The sequence below is a fragment of the Streptomyces sp. NPDC058257 genome (assembly GCF_042881845.1).
Taxonomy (GTDB): domain Bacteria; phylum Actinomycetota; class Actinomycetes; order Streptomycetales; family Streptomycetaceae; genus Streptomyces.
In genome coordinates this window covers 1-20,011 of record NZ_JBHVXJ010000006.1, presented here as the reverse complement: position 1 = coordinate 20,011, position 20,011 = coordinate 1, and the positions used below count along the sequence as shown (strand labels likewise).

Below are 20,011 nucleotides of genomic sequence, written 5' to 3'. Positions count from 1 at the left end.
CGGTACGGGGACATGCCGACCGTCCGCCGGCTCCCTGACGGACGGCTTCCCAGAACCCTCCTCCTCGACCTTCGGCGGTGATCTCCCTTGTCCGGTGTCCGGTTGCAGAGCGAGTACGGACCCGAGTCCGCCGCGATCATCGGTGTCGCGTGCCGCCTGCCCGGGGGAACCGACAGCCCGGCGGCGCTGTCCGAGGCGCTGTTCGCGGGCCGTGACCTGGTCACCGGGGTGCCCGGGGACAGGTTCGACCCGGCACTGTGGGCAGGCACCGACCCGTCCCGGCCCGGACTGAGTTATACGGCGGCCGGCGGGTTCCTGGACGACATCGGCGGTTTCGACGCCGCGTTCTTCGGCATCTCGCCACGCGAGGCAGCTCAGTTGGACCCGCAACAGCGGCTGCTCCTGGAGCTGACGGTGGAGGCGTTCGACCATGCCGCTGTCGACCCGACGCAGCTGGCCGGTGCCGCCGGCGCCGTATACGCCGGGGTGTCGACGCGCGGCTACTGGGAGTTGCTGTCGGCACGCCCCGAAGCCGTGGACGCGCACTCGATGCTGGGAACCATCAGCGCGCACACGGCGAACAGGATCTCCTTCCTCCTTGACTGGCGCGGCCCCTCGCAGGCGATCGACACCGCCTGCTCCTCCTCCCTGGTCGCGGTGCACGAAGCGGCCGGCGCGATCTCTCGTGGCGAGGTGCCGATCGCGTTGGCGGCAGGCGTGGGGATGCTGCTGAATCCGGCCGACTACCTGGGGTTCTCCAAGGCCGGTCTGCTGTCCCCGACTGGCCGGTGCCGGGCATTCTCCGATCGGGCGGACGGATTCGTGCGGGCCGAGGGCGGCGGGGTGATCCTGCTCAAACGGCTTGGCGACGCGCTGGCCGACGGCGACCGGGTGCTCGCGGTGATCGCCGGGTCGGGGGTCAACACCGACGGCAGGTCCTCGCCCGGCGGACTCACCCAGCCGTCCGTCACCGCCCAGCGCGAACTGCTGCAACGGGTCTATGCCTCCGCCGGTATCGGCCCCGACGAGCTGGTCTACCTGGAGTGCCACGGCACCGGCACACCGGTCGGGGACCCGGTCGAGTGCCGGGCGATCGGAGAGGCTCTCGGGACCCGCCGCCGGGAGGGCCGCAAGCTGCCGATCGGGTCGGTGAAGACCAACGTGGGCCATCTGGAGTGCGCCTCGGGCATGGCAGGCCTGCTCAAGGCGCTGCTCGTGCTCCAGGAACGGCGGATTCCACCGTCGCTGCACACCCGGCCGCTCAATCCGGCAATCGACTTCGACGGCCTCGGCCTCTCCCCGGTGGACACCACCACACCGATCGAGCACGACAGTCCGCTCCTCGCGGCGGGGGTCAACTCCTTCGGGATCGGCGGAGCGAACGCGCACGTGGTCCTGGCCCGGCGGCTCGACGGGCAGTGGGGTCAGGCACGGTCCCGGCAGGGTCCGGTGCCCCAGGAGGGTAGGAAGCAGGTCGTCCTGGTGTCCGGCCGAACGCCGGAAGCGCTGGCCGAGGCGTGCTGGGCCATGGCCGATCGGCTGCTGTCGGAGGACGGCCACGGCGCCCCTCACGGCTTCCACGACGTGGCCTACTCCTCGGTGCGGCGCAGGCGCCACGAGCATGGCTGTGCGGTGGTGGCGCGCAGCGCCGACGAAGCTGCGGACAAGCTCTACCGGATCGCCTCGGGGGACGCGGCTCCGGGGGCGGCGGCCGGTCGTGTCCCCACGCCCGGTACTGACGTCGCCTTCGTGTTCTCCGGCAACGGTTCGCAGTGGCAGGGCATGGCCCGCGAGCTGATGGGACCCGGCGGTGACGACGCCTTCGCGGCGAAGGTACGCGAGGTGTGCCGGGCGCTGTCGCCGGCGCTGGGCTGGGAGGTATCCGGTGCGCTGGCCTCCGGGGAGTACGACCTGGCCCGTACCGAGGTGGCGCAGCCGCTGCTGTTCGCCGTCCAGTTGGGGATCTGCGCCGCGCTGGCCGCGCGCGGGATCCGGCCCGGCATGGTCGTGGGGCACAGTGTCGGGGAGATCGCGGCCGCGTGTGTCGCCGGAAGGCTCGATCTCGAAACGGCCTGCCGGGTCGTGGCGGTCCGCAGCGCGGCGCAGGGGCGGACCGCGGGTGCCGGTGCGATGGCCGCCGCCGCGGTGGACGAGAGCACCGCGCGTCGCCTGCTCGCCGAGACCGACGGGAGGGTGGAGCTGGCCGGGGTGAACTCCGGCACCGACGTCACGTTCGCGGGGGACACCGAGGCCCTGCTGCGGATCGGCGAGAAGCTGACCGCCGAGGAGGTGTTCTTCCGCTCCCTGCCGCTCGACTACGCCTTCCACAGCGCGGCGATGGACTCCGTACAGGACGAGATCATGATCGGTCTCGCCAAGATCGAGGACCGTGAGAGCGGGATCCCGTTCTGGTCCACCGTGACCGGCGACCGGCTCGACGTCCCGATGGACGCCGGGTATTGGTGGCGGAACATTCGTCACCCCGTCCTGTTCGCTCCTGCTGTCGAGTCGATGTGCGAGGCGGGTGCCGGGATCCTGGTGGAGATCGGGCCGCACCCCGTCCTCAAGGGTTACCTCCAAAAGACCTCCGGCGTAGCGCCGCTGGCCACACTCGCCCGTGGGAGAGACGCGGACCTCGACGGGGTGGCCGCGGCTGTCATCGCGGGCGGGGGGCCGGTGGCGGACTCCTGGTTCCCCGTACCCGGGCAGATCGTCGACCTGCCGGCGTATCCCTGGCAGCGGGAGCGGCACTGGACCGGGGAGCCTTCGTGGTGGAGCCGGGGGCCGGGCGACGGCGTGCTCTGCCACCCGCTCCTCGGCGAGCGGATCCCGGGGCCCGCGCCCCAGTGGTCCGGGGTGGTGGAACCCGCGCGGGTGCCGTGGCTCCTCGATCACCGGGTCGGCGGCGCGGTGACGATGCCAGGTGCGGCCTATCTGGAACTCGCGCTGGCCGCCCTGGCCAGGACAGGGCAGGACGGCCCCCTGCGAGTCGACGGGATGGCCGTCACCGCGGCGCTCACCTTCGACGCGACGGAAGAGAGGCTGACCGCTCTGGTCACGGAGTTACGGGACGGCCTGGTCACGATCTCCTCCCGGCCACGGACCGATGAGGCGCGGGCCGCGGAGCGCAGGCCGTGGCAAGAACATGCCCGGGCGAGGGTCCGCGCCCTGTCGGGTGACCGCCCTCAGCCGCTGGATCTTCCGGAGATCTCAGCGCGGCTCGCGCCCGGCGAGGAGCTGACCGGGGCTCAGTTCTACGCGATGACCACCCGGGCCGGCACCGACTACGGACCGGCCTTCCGGTCGCTGACCGCGGCGCGGCTGCACGGCGGCGAACTGCTCGGCCGCTACGAGCTGCCCGCGGCGGTGGCGGCCGAGGCCGGCCGCAGGTCCTGCGGATACGTGGGGCATCCCGCACTGCTCGATGCGATGGTGCACGCGGGCTCCCCCTTGCTCGCGCGGGTCCGTAGTGGCGACATGCTGTTCGTGCCGGTCAGATTCGGCGCGGTCACCGTATGGGCGCCGCCGCCGAACACCGGCGTGATCCATGTGCGCACCCGCTCGGCAGGACGGCGGGAGGCGGTGTGGGACGTCACCCTGGCCTCGCCCGACGGAGAGATCTTCTGCACGATGGACGGCCTGCGGGTTCAGCTCATCGAGGGGACCCCGCGGCCCCGGACCGGACTCTGGCGGATCTCGGAGCAGCCGCTCACCGCGGCTCCGGTGCCGGCCGACCGGCGCTGGGCCGTCGCCGCCGACACCGCGGGCGCCGTGCTGGCCGACCCGATCGCCGACGCGCTGCACGCCGGGCCGCCCGTTCCCGCACGAGCGGGCTGGCATCTCACGGACCCCGACGCCACGGCCGTGGCCCTCGTCCTGGGCGACGACCCGGCGGGCGCGCCGCTCGACGAGGCGACCCGGGCCGGACAGCTCGTCCGCGACCTGGTGCTCTCGGTGCGGGGGCGCACTCTCGACATCTGGCTGATCACCACCGGCCCCACCGTCGGCGCGGCGGCCTGGGGTACCGCACGGACCGTGGCCAACGAGGAACCGCACACCGTACGCCGGATCGCGGCCACGGACGGCCCGGAGACCGCTGACGTCCTCGTCCGACTGCTCACCGCACCGCCCGGCGGAGAGGACGAGTTCCTGGTGGCGAACGGGCAGGTCACCGTGGCAAGGCTCACCGCTGTACCGGCACCGGCCCCGCGGAGCAGGCCTATCCCCCACCCCCGCGCGGCCGAGCAGGCGACGGTCCTGCGAGTGGCCGAGACCGCCATGACGCCCACACTGGCCTGGGAGCGGATCGCACGGCCCGTGCCCGGCCCGGGTCAGGTACTCATCGACGTACGGGCAGCCGGTCTGAACTACAAGGACGTCATGCTCGCCACCGGCCTGATGCGTGCGGAGCACGGCCAGCTCGACCGGCGTGGCGGAGACACGGACGGCGCGCCGCTGTTCGGCCAGGAGTGTGCCGGTGTCGTCACCGCCGTCGGCGCCGGGGTGCGGGAGTTCGCCCCCGGTGTGCGGGTGATGGCCATCGCACCGGGCTCGATGGCCACGCACACGGTGGCACAGGCAGCGGCCACGGTCTCGATCCCTGATGGCATGACGTTCACGGAGGCGGCCGCCCTGCCTCTGGCGTACGCCACCGCGCACTACGGTCTCGACGTGCTGGCAGGGCTGGCCCCGGGAGAGACGCTGCTGCTCCCCGCCGCGGCCGGTGGCGTCGGACAGGCCGCCATGGCTCTGGCCCGGCGCGCCGGGGCCCGGGTGATCGCCCTCGCCGGAACCGAGAAGAAGCGGGATCTTGTACGGTCCCTCGGCGCGTGGCACGCCTTCGACTCCCGTTCGGCAGCCTTCGCCGACCAGGTCCGGGATGTCACCGGTGGCCGCGGTGTGGACGTGGTCCTCAACTCGCTCACCGGTGAGGCAGCCGCCACCGCCCTGGAACTCCTGGCCCCTGACGGTAGGTTCGTCGAACTGGGCAAGCGGGATCTGTACGCGGACAGGCACTTGCGGCTGGGCCCTTTCCTGAACACCCTGTCGTACTTCTCCGTCGACCTCGCCCAGCTCATCGAACGTCGCCCCGACACGGCCCGGGATGTGCTCGCGCGGGTCGCCGCGCTCGCAGCCGACGGTTCCCTCCCTCCCCTCCCCCACCGGGTGTTCCCGCCTGGCGAGCTGGAAGCCGCGTTCACCCTCCTGAAGCGGTCCGCCCACACCGGCAAACTCGTCGTCGAGCTCACGGCGATACCTCGGCCCACCCCGGCCGAGCCGGGCTTCGACCCCGAGGGCGGTTATCTCGTCACCGGCGGCAGCGCCGGGTTCGGAGCCGCGACCGCGCGCTGGCTCCACGAACTGGGAGCGGGGCACATCGTGGTCACCGGCCGCACCGGAACCGCCAAGGACCCGCTGCCCGCCGACACCACGGTCCTGGCCGCGGATGCCACGGACGCGGCCGCGACGGCAGCCGCAGTACATCGCGCTTCGCAGGCGCCCCACGGGCTCAAGGGCGTCTTCCACTGCGCCGCACATTACGACGACGCGCCGTTGAGGGACCTCACCCCTGAACGGTTCGCCGCCGTGCTCGCTCCCAAGGTCCAGGGCGCGGCGCTGCTCGACCGTCTCACCCGGCACCTGGACCTCGACCACTTCGTCCTCTACTCGTCCATCGCCGCGCTGATCGGCAACCGGCTCCAGAGCGCCTACGGTGCCGCCAACCTCTGCCTCGAAGCGGTGGCCGCCCGCCGACGGCGCCTCGGGCTGCCCGCACTTGCCGTCGGCTGGGGGCCCGTCGCCGACGTCGGCGTCGTCGCCCGCGACGGCCTCACCGAGCCCCTGACCGGGCTCGGACTCGAACCGATCACCCCTCGGGAGGCGTTGCACGCCCTCGGCCACGCCTTGTCCGTCGGCCATGACACCGCGCACCTCGTCATCGCCCGCGCGGACTGGGCCCGCTTGGCTGCGATGTTCCCCGGCTGCGCGTCCGCCCGATTCGCGCAGCCCGGCGCGGAGCCCGGCCCGGCCCAAGACGCGCCCCTGGCGCAGAAGATCGCCGCGGCCACCCCCGAGCAGGCACATACGCTCGCCACCGGGACCATCACATCGATGATCACCACCATCACGAAGACTCCACTTGACCGGCTCGACCCCGGCATCCCCCTCGACCGGCTCGGCATCGACTCCCTGCTGGCAACGGAGTTGTCGGTCCGGCTCCACCAGGCGTTGAACGTCCACCTCCCGGTGCTGGAGATCATCTCGAGCCGGGGCATCGCCGACCTGTCGAACCGGCTGCTGGCCGCACTGCCCAAGGATCACGCCCGATGACCGACTGGCTGGTGAACATCGCACCCGCCCCGCAGGCGCCGTTCCGCGTGGTCGTCTTCCCGCACGCGGGCGGTCAGGCGAGCTTCTACGCCCGTGCGCTCGCCGCCCAGGACCGGCCCACGGCGGACGTCTGGGTGGTTCAGCCCCCGGGCCGCGGCTCTCATACGCACGAGCGGCCCGTCAGCGACCTCATCCGGCTCACCAGGTTGACGGCCCGCGAACTCGCCGCCACCCGTGACGACCGGCCGACCGCCTTCCTCGGCCATTCCAGCGGCGGCGTCTACGCCTTCGAGGTCGCCCGGGCCCTCGCCAGGGCGGGTCGGCCACCCCGCCGACTCGGAGTCTCCGCCGTCCCCGCGCCCGACCACGCCTACTGGCAGGACACGCTCCCCGCCCTGCTCGCCGACCCCGACGAGGCGTACCGCCGACTCGGCGCCGGAGCCATTCCCGGGGAACTCGACCACGACCAGGAGGCCATGGCGGCCTTCACCCGCCTCATCCGCGCCGACGCCCGGCTCTACCAAGGACTCGGCCGACGTCGGCCCGCGGAACTGGCCCAGCCGGTCTCCGCCTTCGCCGCCACGGCCGACCTCATCGCCCCGCCCGAGGAAATGCGAGGGTGGCGGAACTGGACAGCGGCCACCTGCACCGCGCACCGCTACGACGGCGATCACTTCTACATCAGCGAACGGCTCCCCGCCGTTGTCGACGACCTCGTCGGCGACCTGCGCGACGACCTGGAACGCACCTCCTCGTCGCGGACCGTGCGGACCATGTCGTAGGGCTCGTCCGTGCGTTCACGTCCGCCGGCGGCCGAGGGCGCTCAGAGCCCCGGCTCGTTCCGTTCGCGCGCCTCGTACGCCGTGAAGACCTCCCGTGCCTCGGCGCGCAGCGCGCCTGCCCCCGCCCGGTCCCCGGCGGCCTCCCGCGCCGTGGCGAGATCGCGCAGGGTGCGGGCCCGGGGCAGGGGGAGCTCCAGGTCGTTCCAGAGGGCGGCGGCCGTGGTCAGGTACTGCTCGGCGGTGTCCAGGCGGCCCGCGGCGAGCTCGCACTCTCCGAGGGTGCGCAGGCCAAGTGCCTCGCCGAAGCGGTCGCGCTGGCCGCGGCAGACGTCCAGGACGCTGCGGATCTCGATCGCCGCCTCGGCCGAACGACCCAGTCTGATACGGGACTTGGCGCGGGCCTGCATCGCGTAGGCGAGCATGAGCGGGTCCCCCAGGGTGCTCAGGATGTCCACCGCTCGACCGGAGAACTCCTCCGCCGCCTCGTACTCCCCGAGCGCGCGGTGCACCAGGCCGATCGAGCGCAGTGTGAGGGACTCGCCGCGGCGGCTGCCGAGTCGGCGGTAGGCCCGCAGCGATTCGTCGAGGAAGGCGCGCGAGGCCTCGAAGTCGCCGAGTTCGAGCTGGACGGATCCGGCGTACCGGCAGGAGAGGCCGACGCCCGGGTCGTCGCCCAGTTCACGGAAGCCTTCGACGGCGCGGACGAGCGTCTCCTGCGCGTCGCGCAGCCGCCCCGCTTCCCGCCGGGCGCTGCCGAGCCCGGCGAAGGCGGCGGCCCGGCCGCGTACGTCGCCGAGTTCGGCACAGAGTTCGGCCGCCCGTGTGAAGTAGCGCTGCGAGTCGGTGAACCGGTCCTGTTCGTAGCGCAGTTGGCCAAGCCCGATGAGCAGCAGGGCCTCCCCCGCCCTGTCCTCGGCGCGGCGGGCAGCCGCCAGGGCCGCGTCGTGGGTACGCCACCAGGCCTCGAAGCGGTTGCCGACGGTGTAGGCGGAGGAGCACAGGGCTGCCGCCGCCTCGCAGGAGAGGGTGTGCAGGTCGAGGGATGCCGCGCGTTCGACGGCGGCGGCGATCGCGTCGGCTTCGGCCTCGAACCAGGCGGCCGGGTCGGCGAGGGCCCGCTGGGTGGCCTCAGGACCGACGGGCCTGACCAGGCGCCGCAGCGCGATCGCTTCGGGTCCGCCCGAGCCGCTGGAGTCCAGGAGCCCGCGGTGCAGTTCGACGGCGCCGGACGGCGTCGCGGACGCGGCGCGGCCGGTCAGCCAGAGCCAGGCGCCCAGGGCGCGGCCGACGGCGGCTGCCCGTTCGGCGGGCGGGTCCTCCGCGTCGGCGCGTTCGGCGGCGTACACCCGTACCAGGTCGTGGGGCCGGTAGCGGGGCTGCCCCGCGCGGTCGACGCCCGTGCAGTGCAGGAGCTGGGCGTCGATGAGCTGTTCCACGACGCGGTCCGCCTCGGACTCGGGCACGTCGAGCAGCGCGGTCACCACCCACGCTGCCACATCGGGCGCGGCGAGCAGACCCAGGCGGCGCAGGGCGGTGCGGGCGGGGGCGTCGAGGGACCGGTAGCTCATGCCGAGTCCTGCCCGCACCTCCAGGTCTCCCACGGCGAGTTCGTCCAGTCGGTGGTGTTCGTCGGCGAGCCGGTCCGCGAGCATGCGGGCCGTCCAGTGCCGGCGGGTGGCGAGGCGGGCGCCGGCGATCCGGATGGCGAGCGGGAGACCGCCGCACAGCTCGACGATGCGCCGGGCGGCGTCCGGCTCCTCCCTGACGCGCCGCTCCCCCGCTACGCGCCCGAGGAGCTCGGCGCCCGGCTCCGTGTCGAGCACGTCGAGATCGGCGCGGTGTGTGCAGGGCAGGGCACCGAGGCGCGCCCGCCCGGTGATGAGTACGCCGCAGGTGGCACTCCCCGGAAGCAGCGGGCGCACCTGGGACTCGCTGCCCGCGTCGTCGAGCACGAGCAGGATGTGCCGCCCCGCGACCAGACTGCGGAAAAGGTCGCGCCGCTCGGCGTCACCGTCGGGCGGAACGGCTCCCAGGGCGTAGAGCAGGCGCCCGAGGACTTCACCGGGCGCCACGGGGGCGGTGGCGCCCCGCAGCTCGGCGTACAGCTGCCCGTCCGGGTACTCCTCGGCGACCTGGTGAGCCACCCGGACGCCCAGGGTGGACTTACCGACGCCTCCGGGCCCGGAAAGGACGACGACCGGCATGGCATCGCGGGGTCCCGACAGCGCGGCCCGTACGGCGGCGAGCTGGGCTTCACGGCCGGTGAAGTCGCCGATGCTGGGCGGCAGCAGGGCCGCCACCGGGACGGCGAAGGCATCTTTGGAGGCGACAGGGGCGGGGCTCTCCCCCGCGGTGGGCAGCAGCGCTTCGTCCGCCCTGAGGATCGCCTCGTGCATCCGTCTGAGGTCGGGCCCGGGGTCGATGCCGAGCTCATCGGCGAGTACGTCACGGCCTTCCGCGTACACCGCGAGCGCGTCCGCCTGGCGTCCCAGCCGGTAGAGAGTGAGCATCAGCTGGCCGCGCAGGCGTTCCCGGGTGGGATGCGTGGCGACCAACGCGGTGAGTTCGGCGACCAGTTCTCGCTCGCGGCCCGTCTGTGTCAGCTCCGCGGCGATCCGCTCCTCCAGGGCCGCTTGCCGCGCCTCGTCCAACTGGTCGGCCATGGCCCGCAGCGTTTCACCGATCCCGCCGAGCGCGGGTCCGCGCCACAGGGCGAGGGCATCTCCCAACAGGCGTGCGGCCACGGGGTGATCGCCGGCGGCCGCCGCCTGTCTGCCCTGGGCGGCGAGGCGGTCGAACTCGGCGCGGTCGACGAGGGTGGCGTCCGTGTGGACCAGATAGCCCGGCGGCCGGGTCTCGATGGCATCGGCGGGCAGCGCGCGGCGCAGCGCGGAGACGTACGACTGGATCAGTGAACGTGCCGTGTCCGGCGGCCGTTCGCCCCAGATGGCGTCGATCAGCGCGTCGACGGACACCACACGCCCCGGCTCCAGGAGGAGCGCCGCGAGCAGCGCCCGGGGCTTGGGACCGCCGAGCGCGAGCCGACGGCCCGCGCGCCACACTTCGACCGGGCCCAGCAAACGGTAGTCGGTGTCCGTGTTCACGCCCGTCTCCATGGGTCTTGCCCCGCGCAGCCCTCACCGCCCCGACCCCCCGAACGGCTGGTCATACTACGTCTGCCCAGTGTCAACTCACGGGCACACCACGGGAATCAGGCCATCCACCGTCCGGGCCCCGAGCGGTCTCAGTCGCGGCCGCCGACGCTCCGGCCAGGACTGTGTGACCCAGGACACTCCGGCCGCCCGATGGCTTGGCCGGGCCCCACCCGTCCTACTGCCAACAGCACTCCACGAGACGGGACGGCGTCACCATGACCCAAGCCACCAAGGGCCCTGCCAGCTACTTCCCTTCGATCGAGAAGAAGTACGGGCGCCCGGTCCCGGAGTGGAAGGACCTCATCCGTTCCTCGCCGCTGACCAAGCACATGGAGCTCGTCGACTGGCTCAAGACCGAGCACGGCCTGGGGCACGGACACGCCAACGCTCTGGTCGCGCACACCCTGGCCGAAACTCGCGCCACGTGAGCCACCGCTAACTGACCGCCGCGGCGCTCCCCGTGCGGTTGCGGCGCCGGACGAGCCGGTGGAAGGCCTTCGGCGCACGGTGCGGCGCGGGCAGGGTGCCCGCGACCGCGTCGGCGAGGAGCGTGGTGACCGTCTCGGCGGCGCAGGTGCGGTTGGCGCCGATGCCGCCGCTCGGCCCTCGCTTGATCCAGCCCACGACGTAGGCCCCCGGCTGTCCGGTCACCCTGCCGCCCTCGTGCGGAACGGTGCCGGTGGCCTCGTCGAAGGGGAGCCCCGCGACCGGCACTCCGCGGTAGCCGATGGCGCGCAGCACCATGCCCGTCCGTATCGTCCGCTCGCCCGACGCCTCCATGACGCGCACGCCCCGGACAGCCTCCTCGCCGAGCATCTCCACCGGAGCGGAGTGGAATCGGAGCACGATGCGACGGCCCGGAGCCGGTGCCTCCGCCCAGTCGACACGGGCGCGCGTGACGCCTCGCAGGAGGGCCGCCTTGCCCTTCGGGTCGGAATCCGGACCGGGCTCGTCGATGGCCGGGCCGGTCCGCGGGTCGTGGTCGTCGACGACCAGGTCCAGGCCCGGAACGTGCTTGAGGGCGAGCAGTTCGGACCTGGTGTACGCGGCGTCCTGGGGACCCCGCCGTCCGAGCAGGACCACTTCGCGCACCTTGCGGGACCGCAGCGCCGTCAGCGCGTGGTCGGCGATGTCGGTGCGGGCGAGGCTGTCCGGGTCGGCGAGCAGGATCCGGGCGACGTCCAGGGCGACGTTGCCGTTGCCGACGACGACCACGCGCTCGGAGGAGAGGTCGATCGCACCCGGCGCCGCGTCCGGGTGGCCGTTGTACCAGGCGACGAAGGCCCGCGCGGAGATGTTGCCGGGCAGTTCCTCGCCCGGGACGGCCAGCGGGCGGTCGGCCGACGCGCCCACGGCGTAGATGACCGCGTCATGGTGTGCGGCAAGTTCCTGCGCGGTGACGTCGGCGCCCACATCGAGCCCGAGGTGCATCCGCACCCTCGGATGCGTGTGGAACCGCGTGAAGGTGTCGCCGACCTTCCGGGTGGCGGGATGGTCCGGTGCCACACCGAAGCGTACGAGTCCGCCGGTCACCGGCAGCCGGTCGATCAGTGTCACTTCGGCGCTGGTGTGCAGGAGCAGGTCCTGGACCGCGTACATCCCGGCGGGGCCCGTGCCGACGACGGCGACCTTCAGCGGCGCGAAGTCCGAGGGCAGGACGCGCGGGAAGGTCGGCTCGTCCCAGGCGTGGAAGTTCGGTCCCTGCGGGGCCGGTTCGGGCTCCCGGTCCGCGAAGTACGCCGCGTTGATCGTCGCGTACTCCCGCTGCGCGACGGGCAGGCTGTCCACCGGGAAGATCGCCTCGACCGGGCAGGCGTCGGCGCAGGCGCCGCAGCCTATGCAGGTCTTCGGGTCGATGTGCAGCATCTCGGTGCTGCCGAACGCCCGTTCCTGCGGCGTCGGGTGGATGCAGTTGACCGGGCACACGGCGACGCACGTGGCGTCGTTGCAGCAGGTCTGGGTGATGGCGTAGGAGGTCATGTCGTCGGCTCGACTCGCTCGGCTCGGAACGGCTCAGATGAGGTTGGCGCGCTTGTAGAAGGCCAGGGCCGGCTTGGTGAGCAGGCGGGAGGAGGCCAGGAACTCCATGAGGCCCGAACAGCTGGAACGCATCATGGACTTGTGGTGCTCGTTGCCCTTCGCCTCGGCGAGGGCGCGCTTCTCGTCGAGCCCGGCGTTCGCGTACACCTTGGGGTTCACCATGCTGGTGACGATGTAGTACGAGGCGATGGCGACGACGAAGGCGTTGATCTGGCGGCGCAGCGGGCCCGCCCCCAAGAGGCGCTTGGTCGTCTGGTCGCGGGCGAACTTCATGTGCCGCGATTCCTCGACGACATGGATGTTGTTGATCGTGCGGACGAACGGCACGACGCGCTCGTCGCGCATCCAGTCGCGCTGCATGACGTCGAGCACCTCTTCGGCCACGAGGATCGCGGCGTACGCCGCCTCTCCGAAGGCCACCGTCTTGAACGCCCGGCCGAGTTCCATCGCGAACCGCTTGGGCCGGTAGGCGGGCGCGCCCAGCTTCTGGGCGCCGCGGGCGAACATGATCGAGTGCCGGCACTCCTCGGCGATCTCGGTGAGCGCCCACTGCACTTCGTCGCTGGCCGGGTTCTTCATGTAGACGTCGCGCAGCACCATTTGCTGGAGGATCATCTCGAACCAGATGCCCGTGCTGGCCACCGAGGCGGCTTCCTGCCGCGTCAGCTCCTTGCGCTGCGCTTCGGTGAGCTCCTGCCAGTACGCCGTGCCGTACAGGGAGCACCATTCCGGGCTCGCACCGTGGAAGTCCCGGTCGAGAGGGGTGTCCCAGTCCACCTCGGTGGCCGGATCGTAGGCCAGCTCGGCGGCCGAATCGAGCAACCGCCGGGCCACGTCGTCTTCTTCGGGATGATCCGCGGGGTGATCCTGCGATGTCGGCCGAACAGTGCTGCTTGCCATGCTGCGGCTCCTTGACTCTGATGCGTACGTTCTCGTGTTCGCTCAGGCAACGGACCGGGGCGCCGTCCCATAACGCGCCGCGGCCCGCTTGTTAGACAGACCGTATAACAAGGGGAGCGGCGAGCCTACCCCCGAGTAAGAACTGAATCCGAGCACTCATCTGCAAGTTCTTGCATGCGTAGCCGCTTGGTTGAAAAGCCTTGCAGAAAGTATTGACGCGTACATGCATGGACGGCAGGCTCCGACTCGGAATCCCCCCACGGCAGCCTCTCCCCACGAGCAACTGCCCTTCTCAGGGCACATCTGTGCCCGGTCCCGAAGGAGCCGCACGATGCAGCACCGTTCCCGCCTCCTCGGCGCGACGACGGCCGGGGTCCTGGCCGCGGCCGGCCTCGCGACGTTCGCGCCCACGCAGTCACAGGCGACACCGCCCGGCGGCAAGACCGTCACCGCCACCATGTTCGAGCGGCAGTTCGCGGATGTGGGCAAGGCCTGCACCGACCAGCTCGGCCCGGCGGGCTACGGCTATGTCCAGGTCTCCCCCGCCTCCGAGCACATCCAGGGCGACCAGTGGTGGACCTCGTACCAGCCCGTCAGTTACAAGATCGCGGGCCGCCTGGGCGACCGCACCTCCTTCAAGAGCATGGTCGACGCCTGCCACCAGGCCGGCGTCAAGGTCATCGCGGACGCCGTCGTCAATCACATGGCGGCCGGAGCGGGAACGGGCACCGGCGGCACGAAGTACGGCAAGTACGACTACCCCGGCTACTTCCAGGACGCGGACTTCCACACCTGCCGCACGAGCATCAACGACTACACCAACCGCGACAACGTCCAGAACTGCGAACTGGTGGGCCTCGCGGACCTCGACACCGGCAGTGACGCCGTGCGCGGCACCATCGCCGCCTACCTCGACGACCTGCGCTCCCTCGGCGTGGACGGCTTCCGCATCGATGCCGCCAAGCACATGGCGGCCGATGACGTCGCCGCCGTCAAGGGCAAGATGAGCGACCCCGGATTCTGGGTCTCGGAAGTCATTCACGGAGGCGGGGAGGCCGTCCAGCCCGACGAGTACACCGGCGTCGGGGACGTCGACGAGTTCCGCTACGGCGGGCACCTCAAGAGCGCCTTCCAGGGCGGCGACATCGCACAGTTGAAGTCGGTCGCGGACGGCAAGCTGAGCAGCGGCTCGGCCCGTACGTTCGTCGACAACTGGGACACCGAGCGGGGCGGCTCGACGCTCACCTACAAGGACGGCGCGGCCTACACACTGGCCAACGTCTTCATGCTGGCGTCCCCCTACGGCTCACCGAACGTGTACTCCGGCTACGAGTGGTCCGACAAGGACGCGGGTCCGCCGAGTGGCGCGGACGGCTGGACGAACACGCACACCGAGCAGGCGGTCACCGGTCTGGTCGGTTTCCGCAACGAGGTGGGCGCCGCCGAGCTGACCGACTGGTGGGACAACGGCGGCAGCGCGCTCGCCTTCGGCCGCGGCGACAAGGGGTTCGTCGCCCTCAACAACGGCGACGGCGAGCTGACCCAGACATTCACGACGTCCCTGCCCGGCGGTACGTACTGCAATGTCGCCAAGGCATCACCGGACGACTGCGACGGCAACACGGTCACCGTCGGCGACGACGGGAAGATCGAGACGACCCTGCCCGCGCGCAGCGCCCTGGCGCTGCACACCGGAGCGCAGGCGGGCTGACTCTGCCCCGCTCCGCCTACGCCAGCCGGAACACCGGATGACGTGGCGACTCGGCGGCGAACTCCTCGTCCGTCGAGTCGCCCGTCACGTCGAAGTAGGCGCGCGTGACGGGCACTTCACGCCAGTACTGGCGAAGGACGGGGACACTCTCCTTCGGGCCGAGCTCGATCACGCGCACCGTCTGGGACTCGCCTCCCCTGCTGAGGTCGATCTGCCCGGCGGCACGGGCATTGCGCACCCAGTCGCTCACCCCATAGGCGCCGACGACCCAGCGCTCACCCCCTGCTGACATCACGTCGACCGGGGTGGAGAACAGACGGCCGGAGTTCCTGCCGCGTACGGTCAGGACGTACCGGTAGCCCTTGCCGATCCCGAACCGGGTCATCATCCGGAACACGCCGTTGATCAGGCGCGTGCCGAAACCGATGCGATACGTCTTCGCCATCAGCCTTCCTCCTGTCGAGCGACCGGCGATCACCGTTGCCGCGCGGCCAGCAACCGGGCGGCACCCAGACGGGCTCGGCGAGCCGGTTCGGGCGAGCCTGAGATCGCCGCCGTGGCCATGGCCCCCTCCGCGAGCAGGACCAACGGGCCGACAGTCTGCCCCGATTCACCCGCGGCGGCCACAAGTCCGGCCATGTAGTCGTGGAAGGCGCTCTTGTGCGCCCGGACGCTGTCGGCCACCGCAGGATCGACGGCGCCCAGTTCGCCGAACGAGTTGATGAAGGCGCAGCCCCGGAAGTCCGGCTCGCAGAACCACTCGTACAGCCAGTCATAGACGGCTAGGACACGCTCCACCCCAACCGCCCGGCTCTCCGCGTACTCGGCGAGCCGGGTCCGCCAGCGGAGGTCGCGGCGCTCGAGCCAGGCGACGACAAGGTCCGATTTCGATGGGTAGACCTGGTACAGGCGCCTGAGCGAGACGCCCGAAGCCGCACGCACCTGGTCCATGCCCACGGCCTGGATACCGCGCGCGTAGAAGAGCTCCTCGGCGGCGTCCAGGAGTCTGACCTCGGCTTCAGCGCGATCCATGCGGGCTCCAGGGGAGGGGACGAGATGGCGAGAACGGCCGTTCTCCGACACTACTACGCCGCTGCACACGCGTGCGCCATTGCACGAGAATGAGCGTTCTCCTATCGTGAGCACCCTTACCGGAGAACGCACGTTCTCGCGGCTGCGACGTTCAGGAGAGAGCCATGTCCACACGGCCCCCCGTTCCGCCCTTCACCCGCGCCACCGCGGCCGAGAAGGTCCGCCTGGCCGAGGACGGCTGGAACAGCCGCGATCCCGAGAAGGTGGCCCTCGCCTACAGCAAGGACTCCCGCTGGCGAAACCGCGCGGAGTTCGTGACAGGACGCGACGCCATCGTCGCCTTCCTCTCCCGCAAGTGGGACCGCGAGCTCGACTACCGCCTCATCAAGGAGCTGTGGGCGCACGACGGCAACCGCATCGCGGTGCGCTTCGCCTACGAATGGCACGACGACTCCGGCCACTGGTACCGCTCGTACGGCAACGAGAACTGGGAGTTCGACGACGACGGCCTGATGCGCGTCCGGCACGCCTGCGTCAACGACCTCCCCATCCAGGAGTCCGACCGCAAGTACCACTGGCCACTCGGCCGCCGCCCCGACGACCACCCCGGCCTCGGCGACCTCGGCCTGTGACAGCGCGCGGGAGCGGCCCCTCCTGCTCACTGATCACCCGGCCGCGGGATCGTTCGGGATCCACCACCGGTCGCGGCACAAGAGCGTGGCGGGCGAATCGGGGGGTGCGGTCGGGAAGTGGACGCCGGCCACGATGACCGGCGTCGGCCGACCAGGCTCAGGCGCCGCTCGCGTTGAGCATGTCCTCGCGCTCGACGATCTTCACGCGCTCGCGCTCCTCCGTCTTGCCGAGTGCCTTCTCGGCGGCGTCGAGGCGGTACCAGCCCTCCCACGTGGTGAAGCGGACGTTCTGCTCGCCTAGGAAAGCGCTCACGGCCTCCGGCTCGGGGGCGGTGGGCGTGTGCAGACGAGCGTTCGCGTGATCGTCGAGGAGGCTGGCGACCGTCTCGTTGGCGTCGCCCTTGGTGTGCCCGATCAGGCCGACGGGTCCGCGGCGGATCCAGCCGGTGACGTACGTCGACTGCAGGTGCTCGCCGGTCTCCTCGATGACCCGGCCGCCCTTGTCCGGCACCGTGCCCGAAGCGACGTCCCAGGGGAGCTTGGGCAGCTCGTCCGAGAGGTAGCCGACGGCGCGGTAGACGGCTCCGAGGTCCCAGTCCTTGAACTCGCCGGTGCCCTTCACGTTGCCGGTGCCGTCGAGGGCGGTGCGCTCGGTGCGCAGGCCGACGACCCGGCCGTCCTCGCCCAGGATCTCGGTCGGCGACTCGAAGAAGTGCAGGAACAGCTTGTGCTGCCGGTCACCGACGTCGCGGATGGCCCAGTTCTCAAGGGTCTTGGCGACCATGTCGGCCTGCTTGTTGCCGCGCCGGGTCGCGATCGAGCCGTCGTCGTAGTCGATGTCCTCGGGGTCGACGATGACCTCGATGTTCGGGGAGTGGTCGAGCTCCCGCAGCTCCATCGGGCTGAACTTGGCCTGCGCGGGGCCGCGGCGCCCGAAGACGTGGACCTCGAGCGCCTTGTTGGCCCCCAGCCCCTCGTGGACGTTGGCCGGGATCTCCGTCGGCAGGAGCTCTTCCGCCGTCTTGGCCAGGATGCGCGCCACGTCGAGCGCCACGTTGCCGACGCCGAGGACGGCGACCTTCTCCGCGTCGAGCGGCCAGGTGCGCGGCACGTCCGGGTGCCCGTCGTACCAGGACACGAAGTCCGCCGCGCCGTACGAGCCGTCGAGGTCGATGCCGGGGATGTCGAGGGCACGGTCGGCCGTCGCGCCGGTGGAGAAGATCACCGCGTCGTAGAAACTGCGCAGGTCGTCGAGGTCGATGTCCCGCGGGTAGTCGACGTTGCCGAAGAAGCGGATCTGCGGCTTGTCGAGGACCTGGTGCAGGGCCGTGACGATGCCCTTGATCCGGGGGTGGTCGGGGGCGACGCCGTAACGGATGAGGCCGAACGGCGCGGGCATCCGCTCGAAGAGGTCGATCGACACACCAGGCTCGACCGCCACTGCGGATTTCAGCAGCGCGTCGGCGGCGTAGATGCCGGCCGGACCGGCTCCGACAACAGCTACCCGCAGAGGGCGAGACATGATCAGGTTTCCCTTCGAGCGAAGACATGGGGCTCGTCGGGAAGCCTAAACTAAGGCAATCCTAAGTTAGTACTCGGGCTGGACCTATGACCCCATAAGGCCAACTTATGGGATCGCGTAGGCAGGGTTTGAGCCGCGTCAGGCGTCGCCTCGATTCCCGGCGCGAGGAGATGCGGGCGGGGCGCGAGGGAACTCGAGCGGGCGCCATCGCGTTGCCAACTCGTCGCGTTCGCAACCGAGTTGACGTCGATTTCGCCCGGCCCCACCAAGCCCTCGCCGACGTTCAACGCCGTCGCCGTTCCCCTGCGATCCGAGGCCGGACGGCGCCCGGCGACGCCGATTGAAAGATCAAAGTGGCACCGGGTTAGCATATGAGCGCCGCCTAGCTCGAAAGATAAACCTGTGACTGTCAATGACGACTCGTTCACCAACTGGAAGAACCGCGAGGAGATCGCGGAGTCGATGATCCCCATCATCGGGAAGCTGCACCGGGAGCGGGACGTCACCGTCCTGCTCCACAGCCGCTCCTTGGTGAACAAGTCGGTGGTCAGCCTCCTCAAGACCCACCGGTTCGCCCGGCAGATAGCCGGCGCGGAGCTCTCCGTCACCGAGACGCTGCCGTTCCTGCAGGCCCTCACCACGCTCGATCTCGGCCCGTCCCAGATCGACATCGGCATGCTCGCCGCGACGCACAAGGCCGACGACCGCGGTCTGTCGGTGGCGGAGTTCACTGCCGAGGCCGTGTCCGGCGCCACCGGCGAGAACAAGATCGAGTGCCGCGAAGGACGCGACGTCGTTCTCTACGGCTTCGGCCGCATCGGCCGTCTCGTCGCCCGCCTGCTCATCGAGAAGGCGGGCTCCGGCAACGGCCTTCGCCTGCGCGCCGTCGTCGTCCGCCAGGGCGGTGAGCAGGACATCGTCAAGCGCGCCTCGCTGCTGCGCCGTGACTCCATCCACGGCCAGTTCCAGGGCACGATCACCGTCGACGAGGCAAACAGCACGATCATCGCCAACGGCAACGTGATCAAGGTGATCTACGCCAACGACCCCTCCGAGGTCGACTACACGGCGTACGGCATCAAGGACGCGATCCTCATCGACAACACGGGCAAGTGGCGCGACCGCGAGGGTCTCTCCAAGCACCTGCGCCCCGGTGTCGACAAGGTCGTCCTGACCGCCCCTGGCAAGGGCGACGTCCCGAACATCGTGCACGGCGTCAACCACGACATGATCAAGCCTGACGAGCAGATCCTGTCCTGCGCCTCCTGCACCACCAACGCGATCGTCCCGCCGCTCAAGGCGATGGCGGACGAGTACGGCGTGGTGCGCGGCCATGTGGAGACCGTCCACTCGTTCACCAACGACCAGAACCTCCTGGACAACTTCCACAAGGCCGACCGTCGCGGCCGCTCGGCCCCGCTGAACATGGTCATCACCGAGACCGGCGCCGCATCGGCCGTCGCCAAGGCGCTGCCCGACCTCAAGGCACCGATCACCGGCAGTTCGATCCGCGTCCCGGTGCCGGACGTCTCGATCGCGATCCTCAGCCTGCGGCTCGGCCGCGAGACCAACCGCGAGGAAGTCCTCGACTACCTCCGCAACGTGTCCCTCACGTCGCCGCTCAAGCGCCAGATCGACTTCACCAGCGCGCCCGACGCGGTCTCGAACGACTTCATCGGTTCGCGCCACGCCTCGATCGTCGACGCGGGCGCCACCAAGGTCGACGGCGACAACGCGATTCTCTACCTCTGGTACGACAACGAGTTCGGCTACTCGTGCCAGGTCATCCGCGTCGTCCAGCACGTCAGTGGCGTGGAGTATCCGACGTACCCGGTGCCGGTGGTCTGATCCCGGCACGTCTGATCCCGGCAAGGAGGCGGGGGCGGTGGGATGCCGATCGGCATCCC

The 20,011-nt window shown here is 71.0% G+C and carries 12 protein-coding genes; 6 read left to right on the top strand and 6 right to left on the bottom strand.

The window, feature by feature from the left end; genetic code table 11:
- The first annotated feature begins 87 nt into the window (after positions 1-87).
- Positions 88-6,330, top strand: coding sequence for a type I polyketide synthase (locus ACFVXC_RS16735; RefSeq protein ID WP_389905978.1), 6,243 nt, complete (start codon positions 88-90; stop codon positions 6,328-6,330).
- A complete protein-coding gene (locus ACFVXC_RS16730) occupies positions 6,327-7,112 on the top strand; it encodes a thioesterase II family protein (protein WP_389905977.1) in 786 nt (261 codons plus the stop codon). Before ACFVXC_RS16735 ends, ACFVXC_RS16730 begins: the two co-directional genes overlap by 4 nt.
- Positions 7,113-7,153: 41 nt before the next feature.
- Here the strand turns inward: ACFVXC_RS16730 and ACFVXC_RS16725 are convergent, their stop codons facing one another.
- Positions 7,154-10,216, bottom strand: a complete 3,063-nt coding sequence (locus tag ACFVXC_RS16725; RefSeq protein ID WP_389905975.1) for a BTAD domain-containing putative transcriptional regulator — start codon at positions 10,214-10,216, stop codon at positions 7,154-7,156.
- A gap of 266 nt (positions 10,217-10,482) precedes the next feature.
- Here ACFVXC_RS16725 and ACFVXC_RS16720 point away from each other — a divergent pair, with 266 nt between their 5' ends.
- The gene (locus ACFVXC_RS16720; protein WP_389905974.1) at positions 10,483-10,695 is read left to right on the top strand and encodes a DUF4287 domain-containing protein; all 213 of its coding nucleotides are present in this window, start codon (positions 10,483-10,485) and stop codon (positions 10,693-10,695) included.
- A gap of 7 nt (positions 10,696-10,702) precedes the next feature.
- On the opposite strand, the gene ACFVXC_RS16715 is transcribed toward ACFVXC_RS16720, so the two are convergent.
- Both ACFVXC_RS16715 and ACFVXC_RS16710 read right to left on the bottom strand, forming a co-directional pair.
- The gene (locus ACFVXC_RS16715) at positions 10,703-12,247 is read right to left on the bottom strand and encodes an FAD-dependent oxidoreductase (protein WP_389905973.1); all 1,545 of its coding nucleotides are present in this window, start codon (positions 12,245-12,247) and stop codon (positions 10,703-10,705) included.
- A gap of 33 nt (positions 12,248-12,280) precedes the next feature.
- The gene (locus ACFVXC_RS16710) at positions 12,281-13,207 is read right to left on the bottom strand and encodes a diiron oxygenase (RefSeq protein ID WP_389905971.1); all 927 of its coding nucleotides are present in this window, start codon (positions 13,205-13,207) and stop codon (positions 12,281-12,283) included.
- A gap of 331 nt (positions 13,208-13,538) precedes the next feature.
- On the opposite strand from ACFVXC_RS16710, the gene ACFVXC_RS16705 reads away from it, so the two are divergent.
- Positions 13,539-14,918: an alpha-amylase family protein gene (locus ACFVXC_RS16705; RefSeq protein ID WP_389905970.1), complete on the top strand. Its 1,380-nt coding sequence runs from the start codon at positions 13,539-13,541 to the stop codon at positions 14,916-14,918.
- Positions 14,919-14,934: 16 nt separating this feature from the next.
- Here the strand turns inward: ACFVXC_RS16705 and ACFVXC_RS16700 are convergent, their stop codons facing one another.
- Positions 14,935-15,363: a nitroreductase/quinone reductase family protein gene (locus ACFVXC_RS16700; protein WP_389905968.1), complete on the bottom strand. Its 429-nt coding sequence runs from the start codon at positions 15,361-15,363 to the stop codon at positions 14,935-14,937.
- Positions 15,364-15,392: 29 nt separating this feature from the next.
- On the bottom strand, positions 15,393-15,950 hold the full coding sequence (locus ACFVXC_RS16695; protein ID WP_389905966.1) for a TetR/AcrR family transcriptional regulator: 558 nt from the start codon (positions 15,948-15,950) through the stop codon (positions 15,393-15,395).
- Positions 15,951-16,114: 164 nt separating this feature from the next.
- On the opposite strand from ACFVXC_RS16695, the gene ACFVXC_RS16690 reads away from it, so the two are divergent.
- Positions 16,115-16,582 (top strand): DUF1348 family protein, encoded by a 468-nt coding sequence (locus ACFVXC_RS16690; RefSeq protein ID WP_389905965.1) that lies wholly within the window; start codon positions 16,115-16,117, stop codon positions 16,580-16,582.
- A gap of 157 nt (positions 16,583-16,739) precedes the next feature.
- Here the strand turns inward: ACFVXC_RS16690 and ACFVXC_RS16685 are convergent, their stop codons facing one another.
- Complete coding sequence (locus ACFVXC_RS16685; protein ID WP_389905963.1) at positions 16,740-18,104, bottom strand: FAD-dependent oxidoreductase; 1,365 nt, start codon at positions 18,102-18,104, stop codon at positions 16,740-16,742.
- A 402-nt stretch (positions 18,105-18,506) separates the two neighbouring features.
- On the opposite strand from ACFVXC_RS16685, the gene ACFVXC_RS16680 reads away from it, so the two are divergent.
- The gene (locus tag ACFVXC_RS16680) at positions 18,507-19,952 is read left to right on the top strand and encodes a glyceraldehyde-3-phosphate dehydrogenase (protein ID WP_389905962.1); all 1,446 of its coding nucleotides are present in this window, start codon (positions 18,507-18,509) and stop codon (positions 19,950-19,952) included.
- Positions 19,953-20,011: the final 59 nt, after the last annotated feature.

Bases quoted from the DNA above. Each gene is read 5' to 3' on its own strand.
- ACFVXC_RS16685 (WP_389905963.1), bottom strand. From the start codon at position 18,104: ATGTCTCGCCCTCTGCGGGTAGCTGTTGTCGGAGCCGGTCCGGCCGGC.
- ACFVXC_RS16720 (WP_389905974.1), top strand. From the start codon at position 10,483: ATGACCCAAGCCACCAAGGGCCCTGCCAGCTACTTCCCTTCGATCGAG.
- ACFVXC_RS16705 (WP_389905970.1), top strand. From the start codon at position 13,539: ATGCAGCACCGTTCCCGCCTCCTCGGCGCGACGACGGCCGGGGTCCTG.
- ACFVXC_RS16730 (WP_389905977.1), top strand. From the start codon at position 6,327: ATGACCGACTGGCTGGTGAACATCGCACCCGCCCCGCAGGCGCCGTTC.
- ACFVXC_RS16710 (WP_389905971.1), bottom strand. From the start codon at position 13,207: ATGGCAAGCAGCACTGTTCGGCCGACATCGCAGGATCACCCCGCGGAT.
- ACFVXC_RS16690 (WP_389905965.1), top strand. From the start codon at position 16,115: ATGTCCACACGGCCCCCCGTTCCGCCCTTCACCCGCGCCACCGCGGCC.
- ACFVXC_RS16695 (WP_389905966.1), bottom strand. From the start codon at position 15,950: ATGGATCGCGCTGAAGCCGAGGTCAGACTCCTGGACGCCGCCGAGGAG.
- ACFVXC_RS16700 (WP_389905968.1), bottom strand. From the start codon at position 15,363: ATGGCGAAGACGTATCGCATCGGTTTCGGCACGCGCCTGATCAACGGC.
- ACFVXC_RS16715 (WP_389905973.1), bottom strand. From the start codon at position 12,247: ATGACCTCCTACGCCATCACCCAGACCTGCTGCAACGACGCCACGTGC.